This window comes from Pseudomonas sp. AC255, assembly GCF_979258175.1.
On record NZ_OZ409841.1, the window covers coordinates 5,682,602 to 5,700,172 of the forward strand.

Below are 17,571 nucleotides of genomic sequence, written 5' to 3' on the forward strand. Positions count from 1 at the left end.
GGCCTGTCCATGAATCCTGCCATCGCAACTGCCCTGACCAACCCCGGCGCGCCAATGAAAGTGCGCGGCGTGCACAAGCGTTTCGGTGCGTTCACTGCGCTGGATAACGTCTCCCTTGATGTCGCCGCCGGCGAACTGGTGTGCCTGCTCGGTCCGTCGGGCTGTGGCAAGACCACGTTGCTGCGCTGCATTGCCGGGCTGGAGCAGCAGGACAGTGGCGAGCTGTATCTGGGTGATCGCGACGTCTCGCACCTTGCCCCGCAAGCGCGGGATTACGGGATTCTGTTCCAGTCCTACGCGCTGTTCCCCAATCTGACGGTCGAAGCGAACATTGCCTACGGCCTCGCCGGCAGCGGTCGCGATGAAGTGCGCCGGCGTGTCGGCCAGATGCTGGAACTGGTCGGCCTCACTGGCAGTGAGAAAAATACCCAGGCCAATTGTCCGGCGGTCAGCAACAGCGGGTGGCGCTGGCTCGCGCATTGGCGCCGGCACCGTCGCTGCTGTTGCTGGATGAACCGATGTCGGCTCTCGACGCGCGGGTGCGTGAGCATCTGTGCACTGAGCTGCGTCAGCTGCAACGCAACCTCGGCATCACCACGCTGATGGTCACGCACAATCAGGACGAAGCGATGTTGATGGCCGATCGCATCGCCGTGATGAACAACGGCCGCGTCGAGCAGTACGCCACGCCGCAGGAAATCTACAACCGCCCGGCCACGCCGTTCGTGGCCGAGTTTGTCGGCCAGGGCAACTGGCTACCGTTTCAGCGCAGCAGCGACAGTCACGCCAAGGTTGGCGGGATGAATCTGCGCTTGGCCGAGGGCAGCGTACACGGCGCTTCGGGTCGACTGTTCTGCCGCCCGGAGGCGATCAACGTTAATCCGCTGGTGCACGAAGAGAACCTGTTCCCGGCCAGGGTTCGCGAAATCACTTTCCTCGGCAACCGCTGCCGGATGAGCTTCGAACTTGATCAATTGCCGGGCCACGCGCTGCTCGCCGAAATCGCGCCAGAAGCCATGCCGCGCCTCGGCGCCCAGCAGATCATGGTCGCCTTGCCGCCGCGCAGTTTGCAGGTGTTCGCCTGATGAACAGCAACCTCGCGCTGCCGCTACCGCACAAGCAGGTGCGACAGTCCTCGAAAGCCGAGATCGGCGATCGCCTGTTCGTGGTCGGCGGCAAAGTCGTTCTGCTGGTGTTGCTCGGCCTCGCGGTGCTGCTGCCGTTGCTGGCGATCTTCTGGCGCGGCTTCAGCAATGACGCCGGGCAGGGCGGTGGCTGGCTCGCGGCGAAGGAGTTGGTGACCAGCGCCAATTTCCACTGGTTGCTCGGCAACAGCCTGAAAGTGTCCCTCAGCGTGGCGGCCATTGTCGTACCGCTGGCCTACCTGTTTGCCTACGCGCTGCAACGCACGCTGATTCCGGGCAAAGGCATCTGGCGCGGGATCTCGCTGCTGCCGCTGATGGCGCCGTCGATGCTGCCGGGAATTGCGCTGGTCTATCTGTTCGGCAACCAGGGCATGCTGCGTGGGCTGCTCTCGGACAATATCTACGGGTTCTGGGGCATTGTGCTGGGTGAGGTGATCTACACCTTCCCCCATGCGTTGATGATTTTGCTCTCGGCGTTGTCGCTGGCCGATGCGCGGCTGTTCGATGCCGCATCGAGCATGGGCGCCAGCCCTGCGAAGGCGTTTCGCAGCATCACCTGGCCGGCGACCCGTCAGGCGGTGTTCGCCGCGTTCTGTCTGGTGTTCACCCTGACCATTACCGATTTTGGTGTGCCGGTGGTGGTCGGTGGCGACTATCAAGTGCTGGCGCTGGAGGCCTACAAAGCCGTGGTCGGCCAGCAGCAATTCGGTCGCGGCGCGTTGATCGGCATGGTGCTGTTGCTGCCGGCGCTGTTCAGTTTCGGTGTCGATGCCTGGTTGCGTCGCCGCCATGGTGACTCGATGAGCGGGCGCGCGCAGGTGTTCAAACCGCTGCCGTCGAAAATGCGCGACGGCTGCTATCTGGCGATCGTTTTGCTGATTTGCGCCGCGCTGCTGCTGGTATTCGGCATGGCAGTGTTCTCCTCCCTGGTGAAGTTCTGGCCATACAACCTGTCGCTGTCGCTCAATCACTACCAGTTCAACGAAACCGCCGGCGGTGGCTGGCTCGCCTACGGCAACAGTCTGAAGATGGCGCTGGGCACGGCGCTGATTGGCAGCGTGCTGATTTTCACTGGCGCCTATCTGATGGAGAAAACCCGCACTCAGCGCGGGCTCAACCTGGCTTTGCGTATGCTCAGCTTCGTGCCGATGGCGGTGCCGGGGCTGGTGCTGGGCCTGGGTTACGTCTTCTTCTTCAACCTCAGCGGCAATCCGCTGCACGTGCTCTACGGGACGATGACGCTGCTGATCGTCTGCACCATTGCGCACTATCTGACCACCGCCCAAATGACCGCGACCACCGCGCTGCGCCAGCTCGATGCTGAGTTCGAGGCTGCGGCGCTGTCGCTGAAGGCGCCCCTGTACCGGCATTACCTGCGTGTCACCGTGCCGATCTGCCTGCCGGCGCTGCTGGACATCGTGCGCTACCTGTTCGTCTCGGCGATGACCACGGTTTCCGCTGCGATCTTCCTTTACAGCCCCGACACCATCCTCGCGGCGGTGGCGGTGCTGAACATGGACGACGCCGGCAACGTTGGCGGCGCGGCGGCGATGTCGACCCTGATTCTGTTCACCTCGGCCGGCGTGTCCTTGCTGCTGGCGTGGGCTTCGCGCGGTTTGCTGCGCCGTTCCCAGGCCTGGCGGCAAACCGCGCCCGGTCACTGATTGCTACTCCGTTCAACTCATCTACAGGAAAACGCTCATGTTCAAGCCTATGGCCCTGGCCGCTGCTGTGCTCGCGACTTTCAGCCTGAATGCCTTCGCGGCAAAAACCGAGTTGACGGTGTACACCGCACTCGAAGCCGAGCAACTGAAGTCCTACAAGGACGCGTTCGAAAAAGCCAACCCGGACGTCGAGATCAAATGGGTGCGCGATTCCACCGGGATCATCACTGCCAAACTACTCGCCGAAAAAGCCCGCCCGCAGGCTGACGCGGTGTGGGGCCTGGCCGCGTCGAGCCTGGCGATTCTCGATCAGCAAGGCATGCTGCAAAGCTATGCACCGAAGGATCTCGGCAAGATCGGCGCGAATTACCGCGACGCCGCCAACCCGCCAGCTTGGGTCGGCATGGACGTGTGGGCCGCGACCATTTGCTTCAACACCGTCGAGGCTGAGAAGCAGGGGCTGAGCAAACCGGTCAGTTGGCAGGACCTGACCAAGCCTGAGTACAAGGGCAAGATCGTCATGCCCAATCCGGCGTCGTCCGGCACCGGTTTCCTCGACGTCAGCGCCTGGCTGCAAACCTTCGGCGAGAAACAGGGCTGGGCCTACATGGACGGCTTGCACCAGAACATCGGCCAGTACGTTCACTCCGGTTCCAAGCCGTGCAAACTGGCGGCGGCGGGGGAGTTTCCGATCGGGATTTCCTTTGAATATCCAGCCGTACAGCTGAAACGCCAGGGCGCGCCGCTGGACATCATCCTGCCGAAGGAAGGTCTGGGCTGGGAGATCGAAGCGACGGCGGTGATCAAGGGCACGCCGCATGAAGAGGCAGCGAAAAAACTCGCTGACTTCTCCGCCAGCGCCGAGGCGATGGATCTGTACAAGGAAAACTTCGCAGTGCTCGCCCAGCCGGGGATTGCCAAGCCGCAGACCGAATTGCCAGCCGACTATGAGCAGCGTCTGATCAAGAACGACTTTGCCTGGGCCTCAAAGAACCGCGACGAGATCCTGGCTGAATGGCGCAAGCGGTATGACGGCAAGTCCGAGAAAGTTGTCGCCAAGTAAGATCTTTATCGACTGACAAGGCCCCTTCGCGAGCAGGCTCGCTCCCACAGTTGCAATGCTGTCCCCTGTGGGAGCGAGCCTGCTCGCGAAAGCGGTTTCTCATTCAGAGCACCTCTACATGACACAACCCAAAGACCTGCTCATCATCGGCGCTGGCATCCTCGGTCTGTCCCACGCCTATGCTGCTGCCAAACGCGGCCTGAAAGTTGCGGTATTCGAACGCACCGCCACGCCCCTCGGCGCTTCGGTGCGCAACTTCGGCCAGGCGCTGGTGACCGGTCAGCCGCCCGGCATCATGCTTGAACTGGCCAAGGCCAGCCGCGAGATCTGGGGCGACTGGGCGCAACTTGCCGGTGTGCAGATCAAGCGCAACGGCTCATACCTGTTCGCCCGCAGCGAGGCCGAAGAACACCTGCTCGAAGCCTTCTGCACCGGCCGCGCGATCGAGCATGGCTACAACGTCGATTTGCTGCGCGGCGCGGCGTTGCGTGATCTGTATGGCGGCCAGTTCAGCCATCACCGCGCCGCGTTGCACGGTATCGATGATCAGCAGTTGTACTCGCGCGAAGCGATTCCGGCGCTGATCGACTACTTGCGCCGCGACCTGGGTGTCGAGTTTCACTTTTCCACGCTGGTGCGCGACGTCGAGCCGGGGCGACTGCGCAGCACTGTCGGTGAGTTCTGCGCCAAGCAGATCATCGTCTGCTCCGGCCACGACTATCAGACCCTACTGGCCGAGCCTATTGCTGCGCTCAATCCGCAGATCTGTCGTCTGCAAATGCTGCGGGCCAAACCGCAGGTCGATCTCAATCTGCAACACGCCGTGCTCACCGGCCTGAGCTGCGTGCACTACGGCGCCTTCGCCGATTTGCCGCAAGCCGCAGCGGTGCAGGCGCAGATTCTCCGTGAACAACCGCACCTGCACGCCAACGGCATTCACTTGCTGATCAGCCCGACACCGTATGGCGAACTGATCATCGGCGATTCGCATCATTACGGCAGCGATGCGTCGCCGTTCAACGCCGAGCAGGTCGACAACTGGATGCTCGAACTCGCCGAGCAGACGCTGGGCTGTCAGGTGCAAGTGGTCGAACGCTGGCAGGGCGTCTATGGTGCTCGTGGGCCTGGTCCGTTTTCTTTCCTGCGCCCGGCACCGGGCCTGAGCGTGGCGCTGATGCACACCGGCGTCGGCATGAGCGTCGGCCCGGCGCTGGCCGAACGCAACATCGCGCAATTACTGGAGGAGGCATGAATCACGAACAGGTGATCGCCCGGGTGTTCGGCCTGTATGAACGCTTCGGCGCCAGCGATTACATCGGCGAACCGGTGTCGCAGCTCGAGCACATGTCCCAGGCCGCAGAACTGGCTATGGCTGAAGGCTGTGACGATGAAGTGGTGCTGGCGGCGTTCTTTCATGACATCGGCCATTTGTGTGCCGAGGGCGCGGAAAACATGGGCGGTTATGGCGTGGTCAGCCATGAACGGCTCGGGGCCGATTATCTGCGTGAGGCAGGTTTCAGCGAACGGCTGGCGCGACTGGTGGAATATCACGTTCAGGCCAAGCGCTATCTGACCTTGCGCGAGCCGGGCTATTACGCACGGTTGAGTGAGGCGAGTCGCAGGACGCTGGAATATCAGGGCGGGGTAATGAGCGCGGCTGAGGCGGATGCGTTCGAGGCTGATCCGTTGTGTGCGCTGAGTCTGCGCATGCGGTGTTGGGATGAGTTGGCGAAGGAGGTTGCGGTGCCGCTGGTGGATCTGAGTGTGTTAAAGCGCAAGGCTGAGAAATTGTTGTCGGCTGAGTGATTGCAGCCCTCACCCCAGCCCTCTCCCGGAGGGAGAGGAGCTGATCTCCATGCTTTTCAAACCTGAGTCCGACTGGATATCTCAGGTCGGTGTATGACCCAAGAGCAACACAGTCGGCCCCCTCTCCCTCCGGGAGAGGGCTGGGGTGAGGGGGTAGCGATCTAAAGCTCAAGCACCCGATCAACCAACGCCTCAACCTGCTCCTGCCTTTCCGCCTGATTCAACTTCGCCTGCGGATTGAGCGACGACCACTGCGGATGCGCGCGCGCCTTGTTCAGCGCTTCCGGCAACTTGCCTTCGCGCCAGGTCTTGTCCAGAGGCGTGGCCACCTGAATGCTGTCCATCGCCGCATGCCCGCGCTGATCCAGGGCCAGCAGTAACTGGCGCTGGCGCAACGCCAACAGGCGCAGCACGGCGTCATCCACTGTCAATTCCCGCTGGCCTTTGATTTTGCCGAGCAGGCGACTGCCATAACTGCGCGCGGTTTGCAGCGCACCGCCGGCGATCGCACCGGCCAACGCCGCCGCGCCAAGGGTAATCCCGCCGACCAGCAAATCCACCCCAGCCCCGGCCGCTGCACCGGCAGCAATGCCGCCGCCGACGCGCACGCCGAGTTGCTTCAGGGTTTCCGGGTTGAACAGATCATCGCCCCAGCGCCCGTCGAGCAACGGCAAGTCACTGGCCGCCGCGTCCTGCGGGCGAAACGCGTAGAGCTTGAGCAGCGCCTCAACGCACTTCTGCTCACGCTGACGTACGGCTTTGCGCAGCTCGCTGATCGCCTGTTGTTCCTGCTCGGCTTCGCTGACCACACTGCGTCGGCACGCAGCGCAGTCGATCAGCAATTCGGCAATCAGGCGCGCGGCGCTTTGCTGACGGGCGAGGCGCTGCGCCTGCTGGTCGGCGATCAACCGCTCCAGTTGCGGGCGGGCGTTTTCCAATAGCAGGGCGAGGCTCTCGTACAAGCGCCGCTCGCCATCCTCGGGCGGCGCGACGCTGTCGAAACGTACCAACGCATGCAGCCCCAACCGCGCCAGCGCTTCACGCCAATCGGGTTCGCGATGGTTGGCGCTGCTGACGAAATTCAGCACCGGCAGCAGCGGTTTGCCACAACTGGCGAGCACTTCCAGTTCGTCGCGGTACTTGGCCAGCACCGGTTCGCGGGCGTCGATCACATACAGACCAGCGTCGGAGGCGAGCAATTGCCGCAGCACCTTGGCTTCCTGTTCGAAACGCTGGCGCGCCTCGCTGCCGTCGAGAAACCGCGCCAGTCGTGCCGGGCCGTCGAGGCGTTCGCCGGGGCGTTCCAGACGCTCGAGAAAATCCAGCAGGGCGATCGCATCTTCCAGCCCCGGCGTGTCGTACAGATCGAGCAACGGCTCGCCGTCCACCGACAACCGCGCGCCTTCGACATGCCGGGTGGTGCTCGGCCGGTGCGAGACTTCGCCGAAGCCGACGTCACGGGTCAGCGTGCGCAGCAGCGAGGTCTTGCCGACGTTGGTGTGGCCAACCACTGCCAGTTTCAGCGGTGCCTTGCGTGCATCAGTCATGTCCGCTCTCCAGCCAGTTCATCGGCGCGCAATCGGCGAATGGCAGTTCCAGCTGTTGCAGCGTCGCGTGCCAGTCACCCAGACGTTGCCCGTCCAGCGCTTCGCCAGGCGGCGCTTGCAGCAGCCAGATGCGGGTGGCGCTGGCGTTGCGCGCGAGTTCGGCGATCAATGCGAGGCTGCCGCGATCCGGCGAACGTCGTGGATCGCAGGCGATGGCCAGCCGCGCCGGCGGGAAGCGACTGAGTTGCTCGAGCAGTTTGTGCCGCGATTCGCGACTGTCGAGGATGCCCGCGTTGCTGACGTTTTTCGGCAGCGCGGGTGGCCACGGACGCTGTTCGTCCAACTCGATCGCCACCAGCAGCGCGCCTTCGCTGGCGCGTTCACCGATGTTGCTTTCGACGCGATGCAGTTGCGCCGGCTCCGGGTCGTTGACACCAAGGCGCTCGCTGGTCGGCATCAACCGTTCGCGCAGTTGCGCGTAGCCGGGCAGGTTCAGATCCAGGCGCAGCGCGGCTTTGCCGCTGTTCCAGCGCCACAGGCAGAACAGCGCGAGCAGCAGGCGCGGCAGCACGCCGTAGACCACCAGCACACCGACCAGCCAGGTCGCCCAGGCTTGTCGTGCGCTTTCAATATCCAGTGCGCCGTCGCCGCTGGCGCGGATCATTTCCTCGGTCGGCACATTGAAGCCGAGCAGCGCCGGCAGATAGCCAAGGGCCTGGGTGACATGGATAAAGGTGTCGGCGCCGAGGATCGTGGTTTCCCAGACAAAGCCGTAGCGCCGCGTGGCCATCAGGGTCAGCAACAGAATCAGCGCGCTGAGCATTGCCAGTAGCCACAGGCCATTGACCAACGCGCCGAGCGCCCAGCGGTTGAGTTTCTTGCGTTGCAGCAGCAACAGCAGGGCCGGTGCCAGTTGCGCGGCTTTGGCGTCGCGGGCGAATTTTTCGCTGAGCCACAGCCACAAGCGCCCGAGGGTGGCGCCGTGTTCGCCAGCGAAAATCAAGCCCAGCGCCCAGCTCAGCAGCAAAATCATATTGATCCCGAGCAGACTGCCCAGCGCCCAGAACACATTTACCGGCGTCTGCCCAAGTGCGGCGAATGCCAGACCGGCGCCGCTGAGCACGGCGAAAATCATCAACAGCACCAGCGCCAGGCGCGCGCCTTGCAGCCAGTGCTTGAGCGCGGCGGTCAGTCCGTCGCGCTCGGCCAGCCATAGCGCCCGGCGCGCAATGCGGCTCGGCAGATCGCCACCAGCGGCGCGGGCCAGACGATTGGCTTCCAGGTCATCCAGCGGCCCCGCGTGTTCTTCGCGCAGGCGGATGGTTTCGGTGAGCCAGAGGTTTTGCAGTGGAGTCAGTTCAGTCACGCGGCGTCCCGTCGCTAAATCGAGCGCTGAGCATAACCGCTGTGGCGCTTATCGGGGTAAGCGCGGCTCTGGTATCCTCGCCGGCATGACTAAATCACTGCCCCTCAGCCTGATCGCAGCCCTCGGTGAAAACCGCGTGATCGGCGTCGACAACAGCATGCCCTGGCACCTGCCGGGGGACTTCAAATACTTCAAGGCGACCACGCTCGGCAAGCCGATCATCATGGGTCGCAAGACCTGGGACTCGCTCGGCCGGCCGCTGCCGGGGCGCTTGAACATCGTGGTCAGCCGTCAGCCTGATCTGCAGCTCGAAGGCGCCGAGGTCTATCCGTCGCTGGAAGCCGCCGTGGCGCGCGCCGAGGAATGGGCGAAAGCCCAGGGCGTTGATGAACTGATGCTGATTGGCGGCGCGCAGTTGTATGCGCAAGGGCTGGCGCAGGCCGATCGGCTGTACCTGACCCGCGTAGCGCTGAGCCCGGAAGGGGATGCGTGGTTTCCGGAGTTTGATCTGAGCGAATGGAAGCTGGTGTCGGATGTACCGAATCCGGCAGAGGGCGATAAACCTGCATATAGCTTTGAGGTCTGGGAGAAAGCCTAACAGCTTCGCGAGCAGGCTCGCTCCCACAGGGGAACGCATTTCAGTGTGGGAGCGAGCCTGCTCGCGAAGAGGCCCGCTCAGTCGCTGAGAAGCTTAAGCCTGGGCCAACTCTGCGTGTTCATCGGCATCCAGCAGCGCTTTATCCGTCTGCTGCATGACCTGACTGGTAATCGCCCCGGCGGTAATCGAGCCACTCACGTTCAACGCGGTGCGCCCCATATCGATCAGCGGCTCGACCGAAATCAGCAACGCCACCAGTGACACCGGCAGGCCCATCGCTGGCAGCACGATCAGTGCGGCGAACGTCGCGCCTCCACCCACTCCGGCGACACCGGCCGAACTCAACGTGACAATCGCTACCAGCGTCGCGATCCACAGCGGATCCAGCGGGTTGATGCCGACCGTTGGTGCCACCATCACGGCCAACATCGCCGGGTACAGGCCGGCACACCCGTTCTGGCCGATGGTCGCACCGAACGAGGCAGCGAAACTGGCGACTGACGACGGAATGCCCAGACGACGGGTCTGCGCTTCAATGCTCAGCGGGATGGTCGCCGCGCTGGAGCGACTGGTGAAAGCAAACGTCAGCACCGGCCAGATCTTGCGGAAGAAGCGCAGCGGGTTGATCCCGGCGGCCGACACCAGCACGCCGTGCACGACGAACATCAGGCCCAGGCCGATATACGAGACCACGACGAAACTGCCGAGCTTGATGATGTCCTGCAGGTTGGAACCGGCGACCACTTTGGTCATCAGCGCCAGCACACCGTACGGGGTCAGCTTCATCACCAGACGCACCAGACGCATCACCCAGGCTTGCAGGGTGTCGATGGCGTTGATCACTTTCTGACCTTTCTCGACGTCGTCCTTGAGCAGTTGCAGCGCGGCAACCCCGAGGAACGCGGCGAAGATCACCACACTGATGATCGAGGTCGGCTTGGCCCGGGCCAGGTCGGCAAACGGGTTCTGCGGAATGAACGACAGCAGCAATTGCGGCACATTCAGGTCGGCGACCTTGCCGGCGTAGTCGTTCTGAATGGTTTGCAGGCGCGCCATTTCCTGAGTGCCGGCGACCAGACCTTCAGCGGTAAGGCCGAACAGGTTGGTCAGGCCGATGCCGATCAGCGCCGCGATGGCGGTGGTAAACAGCAGCGTGCCGATGGTCAGGAAACTGATCTTGCCCAGCGACGAGGCATTGTGCAGGCGGGCCACGGCGCTGAGGATCGAAGCGAACACCAGCGGGATCACGATCATTTGCAGCAACTGCACGTAACCGTTGCCGACCAGATCGAACCAGCCGATCGAGGCTTTCAGCACCGGATTGCCGGCACCGTAAATCGTGTGCAGCGCGACGCCGAACGCCACGCCGAGGACCAGTGCGAGCAGGACTTTTTTCGCCAGGCTCCAGGTGGTGTGGCGCGTCTGCGCCAGACCGAAGAGCAAGGCGAGGAACACCAGCAAGTTGAGAATCAGCGGTAGATTCATGAGAACTCCAGTAAAGACTGTGCCAACAGCCATCCGGGGCTGCTGCGAACCGGCAAGCCTAACAGCTTGATTTGCAATGATTTAATACCAAAATGGCTGGGCAACCGTCGTTTTTGGAATAAGCGCGTGTCGCTGTCGGCAATGCAACTGACGCGCAGGGGACGTCAGCGGTCGCTGACAGGCGAGGGTTGTCACACTGATTTGTTAGCGTCGAACTCTTTGCATCGGGGAGTAGCGCTATGAGAATTGCACGCACGTTGTTGGCTGTAGCACTGGCGGCTGGCCTCGCCGGCCATGCATTCGCCACGGACCTCAAGCACTGGCCGGCGGATCAGGCCAAGGCGCTGGACGCGATGATTGCCGCCAACGCCAACAAGGGTAATTACGCGGTGTTCGACATGGACAACACCAGTTACCGCTACGACCTCGAAGAATCCTTGCTGCCGTTCATGGAAAACAAGGGCCTTATTACCCGCGACAAGCTCGACCCCTCGCTGAAACTGATGCCCTTCAAGGACACCGCCGAGCACAAGGAAAGCCTGTTCAGTTATTACTACCGGCTCTGCGAAGTCGACGACATGGTCTGCTACCCGTGGGTGGCGCAGGTGTTCTCTGGCTTCACCCTCAAGGAACTCAAGGGCTACGTTGACGAGCTGATGGCTTCGGGCAAACCGGTGCCGGCGACGTATTACGAAGGCGATGTGGTGAAGAAGCTCGATGTCAATCCGCCGAAGATCTTCACTGGCCAGCAGGAGCTGTACAACAAGCTGATGGAGAACGGTATCGAGGTCTACGTGATGACCGCCGCTTCAGAGGAACTGGTACGCATGGTCGCGGCGGATCCCAAGTACGGTTACAACGTCAAACCGCAGAACGTCATTGGCGTTTCACTGCTGCTCAAGGATCAGAAGACCGGCGAGCTGACCACTGCGCGCAAACAGATCACTGCCGGCAAATATGACGAGAAGGCCAACCTGGGCCTGGAGCTGACGCCGTACCTGTGGACCCCGGCAACCTGGATGGCCGGCAAGCACGCGGCGATCCTCACCTACATCGATGAATGGAAAAAACCGGTACTGGTCGGCGGCGATACCCCGACGAGCGACGGTTACATGCTGTTCCATGATGTCGACGTGGCCAAGGGCGGCATTCACTTGTGGATCAACCGCAAGGACAAGTACATGACGCAAATCAACGGCATGATGGCCAAGCACGCGGCGGCGCAGGCCAAGGAAGGCTTGCCGGTGACGGCGGACAAGAACTGGGTGATCGTCAAACCGGAAGACATTCAGTAAGCCACGATCGCATGTAGGAGCTGCCGAAGGTTGCGATCTTTTGATCTTGTTTTGGATCGTTCCCACGCTCTGCGTGGGAATGCAGCCCGTGACGCTCCGCGTCACTGGACGCGGAGCGTCCCTTGAGACATTCCCACGCAGAGCGTGGGAACGATCAGCCCCGCACATGGCGGGGCATTTTTGCATCGACGATTTGACGGTTACAGCCCGTCGAGCATCGCTTTGTTACGCACCGCGCCCTTGTCGGCACTGGTCGCCAGCAGGGCATAGGCCTTGAGCGCGGTGGTCACTTTGCGTGGACGCACCTCGACCGGTTTCCAGCCTTTCTTGTCCTGCTCGGCACGGCGTGCCGCCAGTTCTTCGTCGCTGACCAACAGGTTGATCGAGCGGTTCGGAATGTCGATCAGCACCTTGTCGCCATCCTGCACCAGACCAATCGCGCCGCCGGCCGCAGCTTCTGGCGAAGCGTGACCAATCGACAGGCCGGAAGTACCGCCGGAGAAACGCCCGTCGGTGAGCAGCGCACAGGCTTTGCCCAGACCTTTGGATTTCAGGTAGGACGTCGGGTAGAGCATTTCCTGCATGCCCGGGCCGCCTTTCGGGCCTTCGTAGCGAATGATGACGATGTCGCCTTCCTTCACTTCGTCAGCGAGGATGCCGCGCACGGCGCTGTCCTGACTTTCGAAAATTTTCGCGTTGCCTTCGAAGACGTGGATCGACTCATCGACCCCGGCGGTTTTCACCACGCAACCGTCCTGCGCGATGTTGCCGTACAGCACGGCGAGGCCGCCTTCTTTCGAATAGGCGTGCTCGAAGCTGCGGATGCAGCCGTTTTCACGATCGTCGTCGAGGGTTTCCCAACGGGTCGACTGGCTGAACGCGGTCTGGGTCGGAATGCCCGCAGGACCTGCCTTGAAGAAGTGATGCACGGCTTCGTCGCTGGTCTGGGTAATGTCCCACTTGGCGATGGCTTCTTCCATGCTGCGGCTGTGCACGGTCGGCAGGTCGGTGTGCAGCAGGCCGCCACGGGCCAGCGAACCGAGGATGCTGAAAATGCCGCCGGCGCGGTGCACGTCTTCCATGTGGTACTTCTGGATGTTCGGCGCGACTTTGCACAGCTGCGGCACGCTGCGCGAGAGGCGGTCGATGTCGCGCAGGTCGAAATCGATCTCGGCTTCCTGGGCGGCTGCGAGCAAGTGCAGGATGGTGTTGGTCGAACCGCCCATGGCGATGTCGAGCATCATCGCGTTCTCGAACGCCTTGAAGTTGGCGATGTTGCGCGGCAGCACGGAGTCATCGTTCTCGCCGTAGTAACGCTTGCACAGCTCGACGATGGTGCGACCGGCCTGCAGGAACAGCTGTTCGCGGTCGCTGTGGGTGGCCAGAGTGGAACCGTTGCCCGGCAAGGCCAGACCCAGTGCTTCGGTCAGACAGTTCATCGAGTTGGCGGTGAACATGCCGGAGCACGAACCGCAGGTTGGACAGGCGCTACGCTCGTACTCGGCGACTTTCTCGTCAGAAGCGCTGGAGTCGGCGGCGATCACCATGGCGTCGACGAGGTCGAGGCCGTGGGAGGCGAGTTTGGTCTTGCCCGCTTCCATCGGGCCACCGGAAACGAAGATCACCGGGATGTTCAGGCGCAACGCGGCCATCAGCATGCCCGGGGTGATCTTGTCGCAGTTGGAAATGCACACGATAGCGTCGGCGCAGTGGGCATTGACCATGTACTCGACGGAGTCGGCGATGATCTCGCGGCTCGGCAGCGAATACAGCATGCCGTCGTGGCCCATGGCGATGCCGTCATCGACGGCGATGGTGTTGAATTCCTTGGCCACGCCACCGGCGCGTTCGATCTCGCGGGCGACCAGTTGACCCAGGTCCTTCAGGTGCACATGCCCCGGGACGAACTGGGTGAACGAGTTGGCGATGGCAATGATCGGCTTCTTGAAGTCGTCATCTTTCATGCCGGTGGCGCGCCACAGTGCGCGGGCGCCGGCCATGTTGCGGCCGTGGGTGGATGTTTTCGAGCGGTAATCTGGCATGGAGCACTCCGGGCGGCTAATCACGTACTAAAGGGGAGTGAGCTTCTGTTGACCTCTGAAACACCCGAAAAATGGCCGTGTGTCCGGAAGCTGCCGATGACGTTGCGGGATCGCCGCTGGTCTCAGCCTGAGCTCATAAACCCGCCGGGGATGAATGGCGATGAATGAGGCGATTCTACACCGCTGGCGTCGCGAGGGAATGGCGCAAAGCATCGTTGACTTGCTGATGCGGTGCGCGGGATGACGACTGGCAGGGTCAATGGTCGCCTCCGGGCATCAACCTGTTGCTGCGCAGGTTGCTGACGCGGCGGCCAATCACGCTGTTGAGCAACAGGGATATGCCGCTCAACAGGACGAAACCGTAGCCCAGCGTCGCTTGCAGGTTGGCCGGGCCGAGGCTGATCAAGGCGCTGACCAGCCCGCCACAGATAAAGATGATGGTGCTGCCGGCAGACGCCGATGCGCCGGCATTTTCGGCAAACAGGCTCATGGCGCGGGAGGTAGCCGGTGGCCGGGTAATGGTCGTGCCCACCGTGCAGATGAGCATTGGAATCAGCACAGTCGCAGCTGACAAATCATGGTTGGCGGCCAGATAGAGCATTACCAGTCCCGAGAGCAGGATCAGACTCAGCCCGGTAAAAATCTGCTGTTGCGCATTGATATGCCGGTTCAGCACGCTGGCGAGCACGCCGCCAAAGACATAGGCGGCGCCGTAGATCAGCAGGATCAAGGCGAAATCGTAAGGTGCCATCTGCAGCTGCTCCATGAAGATCAGCGGGGAAATGACGATGAAGGAAAAGTGGCAAGCGAAAGCGAATGCGGAAATCAGCCAACAGCCGACAAATTCGAAATTGCCCAGAACGCGCTGATAGGACTGGATGAAGCCCAGACGGTTGGCATCATGAGGAGGACGGCTGTTATCGAGCAATCGCCAGGTCTTGATCAGAACTGCTGCGGCCAGGGCGATGAAGACCCAGAAGCTGCCGCGCCAGCCGAGCGTGGCCTGCAGAAACGTGCCCGCCAATGGTGATACCGAAATGAAGATGCCCGTTGCGGTGACCATCAGGATCCGCAGGCGATCACGCTCGTTGCCTTCGAACAGATCCTGCACCAGTGCCTGGGACAGCACGAAGCAACCGCATCCCAGCGCCTGCATTACCCGGAAAATCAGGAACAGCGTGTAGTCATTGCTCAGCACGCAGCCAAGTGCGCCGAGCAGCGACACGCTCATGCCGGCAAGCAGCAGACCTTTGCGCCCGATCACATCTGACAGCGGGCCGATCAATAACTGGGCAAATGCGATGCCCACGGCAAACAGACTGATCGACAGCGCGATGTCGTTTGCCGATCGGCCAAAGTGGGCTGCCAACGCCGGAAAGGAAGGCAGCAGCACATCCAGCGGAAACACGCCAAGCAGGATCATCGCCAGCAGCAGGCTGATTGCTCCGCGCTGTTGTCGGCGGGTGGTTGCACGGCTGTGTTTATCCATCGATCAATCCTGCTTTGGCGAAGAGTGTCTGGTTATGGGGCAATGCAAAGAAGCCGGCCTTGTGCAGGGCCTCCACCGTAGGTTTGCAGCCAACGCGTGCACGGGCGCGGTTGGCCTGCACCGTTGCCGTGCCGCCGACAATCTCCATCACGTCGATCTCGGCAATACCGGCCGAACGCAGGCTTTGTTGCAGCCAGCCTTCATCTGCTTCGAAGAAGATGGAAATGATCTCCACGAGGGTCTTGCTGGCGAACAGGCGTTGACGACTGTTCATCGCAATCCAGAAGTAATGGAAGGCTTCGGCGAAATAGCGGCTGTGCCGGGCTTCGTCGGCAAGGTGATCGCGCAACATGTCACTCACACTGGACACCAGCGTGTCGCGGCAGACCTCCAGCAACTCGCGGGCAATGATGGTTTCCGAGACAAATCCCAGCAGGAACCAGGCCAATGCACGGTTTTTCTCCGGCGTGCGCGCGATCAAAGCGTTCATGCGGCTGATCCGCTTCGGAATGACCGGTCGCCGGGTGATGCCGTAGAGCGCAGCGATCTGCTCGGCAATCTGGTTGGAAAACAGCGCGTGGTAGCCCTCGTCGGTATACAGCTGCAGTGCCGCATGTTTCATCGGTAGCGGTATATAAATGGGCAGTTCGCGGTGCACGATGACTTCCACCGCGCGGTTGACGATGCGGTGTTCGAGCAGGGTGGTGTAGTCGAGGAAATACACCAGATGATTGGCGGTAAGGCGGTGCAGGGTTTCGCGACCTTTGGCCTGGATGGCCGGATGCGCCAGATAGGGCACAAAGGCCGGGGGTAACCAGTAGCGGGTTTGCAATTGCTGCTCGACATCGCCCGGTAACCGATAGTCATGGACACTGCTGCGTACCGATGCACGGTTCTCCCAGCCTGGAAGCGTGAATTTGAGCGACCATGACACCGGGGCTTCGCTCTCGTCCATAGCCGTGGGAATCATGACTGTGCTCCGCTGAGCAGATCACGCATTTCCTGGCACATGGCCTGGCCATCGCTTTGTCCGCAACCGACGAAGAACAACGGTTGCTCGGCGCTGTCCGCGATGCCGAGCAGGGTTTCAATCTGTGCGTCGGCAAACGCGCCGGTCAACCAGGTGTTCAACCCTAGCGTCGTCGCTACCAGTTGAAAGGTTTGCGAGAGATGACCGGCTTCGATGAAGGCCATGCGATAGGCACGCGAGTGCTCGTACTTCCACCAGAGACGATCAAACCTTGCAGTGATGAACACGCCCAGTGGCAGGTTGTTGATGAAATGCTGGCCGCCGAGCAATTGACCCAGCTCCGGATCCGGCAGCGCATTGATCCGACTCAGGGCGTGTTCGGCAGGGTGATAGGCGTAGATGCCGGGTTCCAGTCCGCTGACATTTTGCGCCAGGACAAATCCCTCACAGGCGTTCAGTCCGCCGCCGGACGGGCAGCTTCGGCGTGCCTCCAGACCCGGTGCGACCGGATCGTCGTGGACATTGTCGCGTGGGGGAAGGTAGCCGAGGGTCAGATACAGCAGCGTGCCGACCTCATCCAGTGTCACCGCTGCACCGGTGTAGGAACGACAGGTTTTGCGCCTCATCAGGGCCTGAGTCAGGCTGTCATCATCAATGGCGCCAGGTACGGGCAGGGTAATCAGGGGCTGCACTGATCGCCGCGCCCGGGTGTCTGCAGGTTCTGGCTTCGCCAGCACTTCGCTGCAGTGCGCCAGATATTGCCTGGACCACTCGTGGATATTCCGAGGCGTATGTGCGCTAGGTATGTTTTGTGTGCCGATGTGATAGATCTTCGACAATTCATCCCAGCCCCAATTCGGACTGTCTATTTGTGAAGTTGTCAGAATTCCTGCGTCCAGAAGTTGTGTGTCTATTATGTTGTTCGGATCAAATAATTCAGGGTTGTGTATAAGTCTGGCGAGGCGATGGGAGTAATCAAGATCAAGTTCGTGTTGAGTGTGGTTCTTGTAGTTCCAGACAACTTGTCCAGGCGGGCGCGGCAATATAAAAAGAAAAGGATTGATATACATGGGCTCAGGTCACTCGGGAAAAAGTCTGATG

13 protein-coding genes and 1 pseudogene are annotated in these 17,571 nt (G+C 61.7%); 7 read left to right on the forward strand and 7 right to left on the reverse strand.

Annotated features, from left to right (window positions below):
• Positions 1-9: 9 nt before the first annotated feature.
• The 5 genes and pseudogenes from ACZZ0K_RS25610 to ACZZ0K_RS25630 all read left to right on the forward strand — a co-directional run bounded on the left by ACZZ0K_RS25610 (position 10) and on the right by ACZZ0K_RS25630 (position 5,678).
• Positions 10-1,085 (forward strand): annotated as a pseudogene (locus ACZZ0K_RS25610) (putative 2-aminoethylphosphonate ABC transporter ATP-binding protein).
• Positions 1,085-2,809 (forward strand): putative 2-aminoethylphosphonate ABC transporter permease subunit, encoded by a 1,725-nt coding sequence (locus tag ACZZ0K_RS25615; RefSeq protein WP_258707312.1) that lies wholly within the window; start codon positions 1,085-1,087, stop codon positions 2,807-2,809. The pseudogene ACZZ0K_RS25610 and the gene ACZZ0K_RS25615 overlap by 1 nt, the downstream one beginning before the upstream one ends.
• Before the next feature lie 37 nt (positions 2,810-2,846).
• Positions 2,847-3,872 carry a putative 2-aminoethylphosphonate ABC transporter substrate-binding protein gene (locus tag ACZZ0K_RS25620; RefSeq protein WP_130900350.1) on the forward strand — a complete coding sequence of 342 codons (1,026 nt, stop codon included), beginning with the start codon at positions 2,847-2,849 and terminating at the stop codon, positions 3,870-3,872.
• Between the two features lie 118 nt (positions 3,873-3,990).
• Entirely contained in the window at positions 3,991-5,124 is a 1,134-nt protein-coding gene (locus ACZZ0K_RS25625; protein ID WP_258707311.1) for a TIGR03364 family FAD-dependent oxidoreductase, read from the forward strand.
• A complete protein-coding gene (locus tag ACZZ0K_RS25630; protein ID WP_150742968.1) occupies positions 5,121-5,678 on the forward strand; it encodes a phosphonate degradation HD-domain oxygenase in 558 nt (185 codons plus the stop codon). Before ACZZ0K_RS25625 ends, ACZZ0K_RS25630 begins: the two co-directional genes overlap by 4 nt.
• Before the next feature lie 161 nt (positions 5,679-5,839).
• On the opposite strand, the gene ACZZ0K_RS25635 is transcribed toward ACZZ0K_RS25630, so the two are convergent.
• Together ACZZ0K_RS25635 and ACZZ0K_RS25640 are read right to left on the reverse strand one after the other, a co-directional pair.
• Positions 5,840-7,225, reverse strand: coding sequence for a GTPase/DUF3482 domain-containing protein (locus tag ACZZ0K_RS25635; RefSeq protein ID WP_095181316.1), 1,386 nt, complete (start codon positions 7,223-7,225; stop codon positions 5,840-5,842).
• A complete protein-coding gene (locus tag ACZZ0K_RS25640; RefSeq protein ID WP_463559628.1) occupies positions 7,218-8,591 on the reverse strand; it encodes a DUF2868 domain-containing protein in 1,374 nt (457 codons plus the stop codon). Before ACZZ0K_RS25640 ends, ACZZ0K_RS25635 begins: the two co-directional genes overlap by 8 nt.
• A gap of 85 nt (positions 8,592-8,676) precedes the next feature.
• Here ACZZ0K_RS25640 and ACZZ0K_RS25645 point away from each other — a divergent pair, with 85 nt between their 5' ends.
• Positions 8,677-9,189: a dihydrofolate reductase gene (locus ACZZ0K_RS25645; RefSeq protein WP_095181318.1), complete on the forward strand. Its 513-nt coding sequence runs from the start codon at positions 8,677-8,679 to the stop codon at positions 9,187-9,189.
• Between the two features lie 93 nt (positions 9,190-9,282).
• Here the strand turns inward: ACZZ0K_RS25645 and ACZZ0K_RS25650 are convergent, their stop codons facing one another.
• Entirely contained in the window at positions 9,283-10,674 is a 1,392-nt protein-coding gene (locus ACZZ0K_RS25650) for an L-cystine transporter (RefSeq protein ID WP_042606536.1), read from the reverse strand.
• A 239-nt stretch (positions 10,675-10,913) separates the two neighbouring features.
• Here ACZZ0K_RS25650 and ACZZ0K_RS25655 point away from each other — a divergent pair, with 239 nt between their 5' ends.
• Complete coding sequence (locus tag ACZZ0K_RS25655) at positions 10,914-11,969, forward strand: HAD family hydrolase (protein ID WP_258707309.1); 1,056 nt, start codon at positions 10,914-10,916, stop codon at positions 11,967-11,969.
• A 200-nt stretch (positions 11,970-12,169) separates the two neighbouring features.
• Here the strand turns inward: ACZZ0K_RS25655 and ilvD are convergent, their stop codons facing one another.
• From ilvD to ACZZ0K_RS25675, 4 genes are all read right to left on the reverse strand, one after another.
• Complete coding sequence (gene ilvD / locus ACZZ0K_RS25660) at positions 12,170-14,011, reverse strand: dihydroxy-acid dehydratase (protein WP_024014684.1); 1,842 nt, start codon at positions 14,009-14,011, stop codon at positions 12,170-12,172.
• A gap of 256 nt (positions 14,012-14,267) precedes the next feature.
• Positions 14,268-15,500 carry an MFS transporter gene (locus ACZZ0K_RS25665; RefSeq protein WP_252884977.1) on the reverse strand — a complete coding sequence of 411 codons (1,233 nt, stop codon included), beginning with the start codon at positions 15,498-15,500 and terminating at the stop codon, positions 14,268-14,270.
• Positions 15,493-16,470, reverse strand: a complete 978-nt coding sequence (locus tag ACZZ0K_RS25670; RefSeq protein ID WP_095181321.1) for a diiron oxygenase — start codon at positions 16,468-16,470, stop codon at positions 15,493-15,495. Before ACZZ0K_RS25670 ends, ACZZ0K_RS25665 begins: the two co-directional genes overlap by 8 nt.
• Positions 16,467-17,540: a SagB family peptide dehydrogenase gene (locus ACZZ0K_RS25675; protein WP_463559631.1), complete on the reverse strand. Its 1,074-nt coding sequence runs from the start codon at positions 17,538-17,540 to the stop codon at positions 16,467-16,469. Before ACZZ0K_RS25675 ends, ACZZ0K_RS25670 begins: the two co-directional genes overlap by 4 nt.
• Positions 17,541-17,571 lie beyond the last annotated feature (31 nt).

What these genes read in the sequence shown, in the direction of transcription:
- ACZZ0K_RS25670 (WP_095181321.1), bottom strand. Translation starts at nt 16,470, where the DNA reads ATGATTCCCACGGCTATGGACGAGAGCGAAGCCCCGGTGTCATGGTCG.
- ilvD (WP_024014684.1), bottom strand. Translation starts at nt 14,011, where the DNA reads ATGCCAGATTACCGCTCGAAAACATCCACCCACGGCCGCAACATGGCC.
- ACZZ0K_RS25655 (WP_258707309.1), top strand. Translation starts at nt 10,914, where the DNA reads ATGAGAATTGCACGCACGTTGTTGGCTGTAGCACTGGCGGCTGGCCTC.
- ACZZ0K_RS25635 (WP_095181316.1), bottom strand. Translation starts at nt 7,225, where the DNA reads ATGACTGATGCACGCAAGGCACCGCTGAAACTGGCAGTGGTTGGCCAC.
- ACZZ0K_RS25645 (WP_095181318.1), top strand. Translation starts at nt 8,677, where the DNA reads ATGACTAAATCACTGCCCCTCAGCCTGATCGCAGCCCTCGGTGAAAAC.
- ACZZ0K_RS25665 (WP_252884977.1), bottom strand. Translation starts at nt 15,500, where the DNA reads ATGGATAAACACAGCCGTGCAACCACCCGCCGACAACAGCGCGGAGCA.
- ACZZ0K_RS25620 (WP_130900350.1), top strand. Translation starts at nt 2,847, where the DNA reads ATGTTCAAGCCTATGGCCCTGGCCGCTGCTGTGCTCGCGACTTTCAGC.
- ACZZ0K_RS25650 (WP_042606536.1), bottom strand. Translation starts at nt 10,674, where the DNA reads ATGAATCTACCGCTGATTCTCAACTTGCTGGTGTTCCTCGCCTTGCTC.
- ACZZ0K_RS25615 (WP_258707312.1), top strand. Translation starts at nt 1,085, where the DNA reads ATGAACAGCAACCTCGCGCTGCCGCTACCGCACAAGCAGGTGCGACAG.
- ACZZ0K_RS25625 (WP_258707311.1), top strand. Translation starts at nt 3,991, where the DNA reads ATGACACAACCCAAAGACCTGCTCATCATCGGCGCTGGCATCCTCGGT.
- ACZZ0K_RS25675 (WP_463559631.1), bottom strand. Translation starts at nt 17,540, where the DNA reads ATGTATATCAATCCTTTTCTTTTTATATTGCCGCGCCCGCCTGGACAA.
- ACZZ0K_RS25630 (WP_150742968.1), top strand. Translation starts at nt 5,121, where the DNA reads ATGAATCACGAACAGGTGATCGCCCGGGTGTTCGGCCTGTATGAACGC.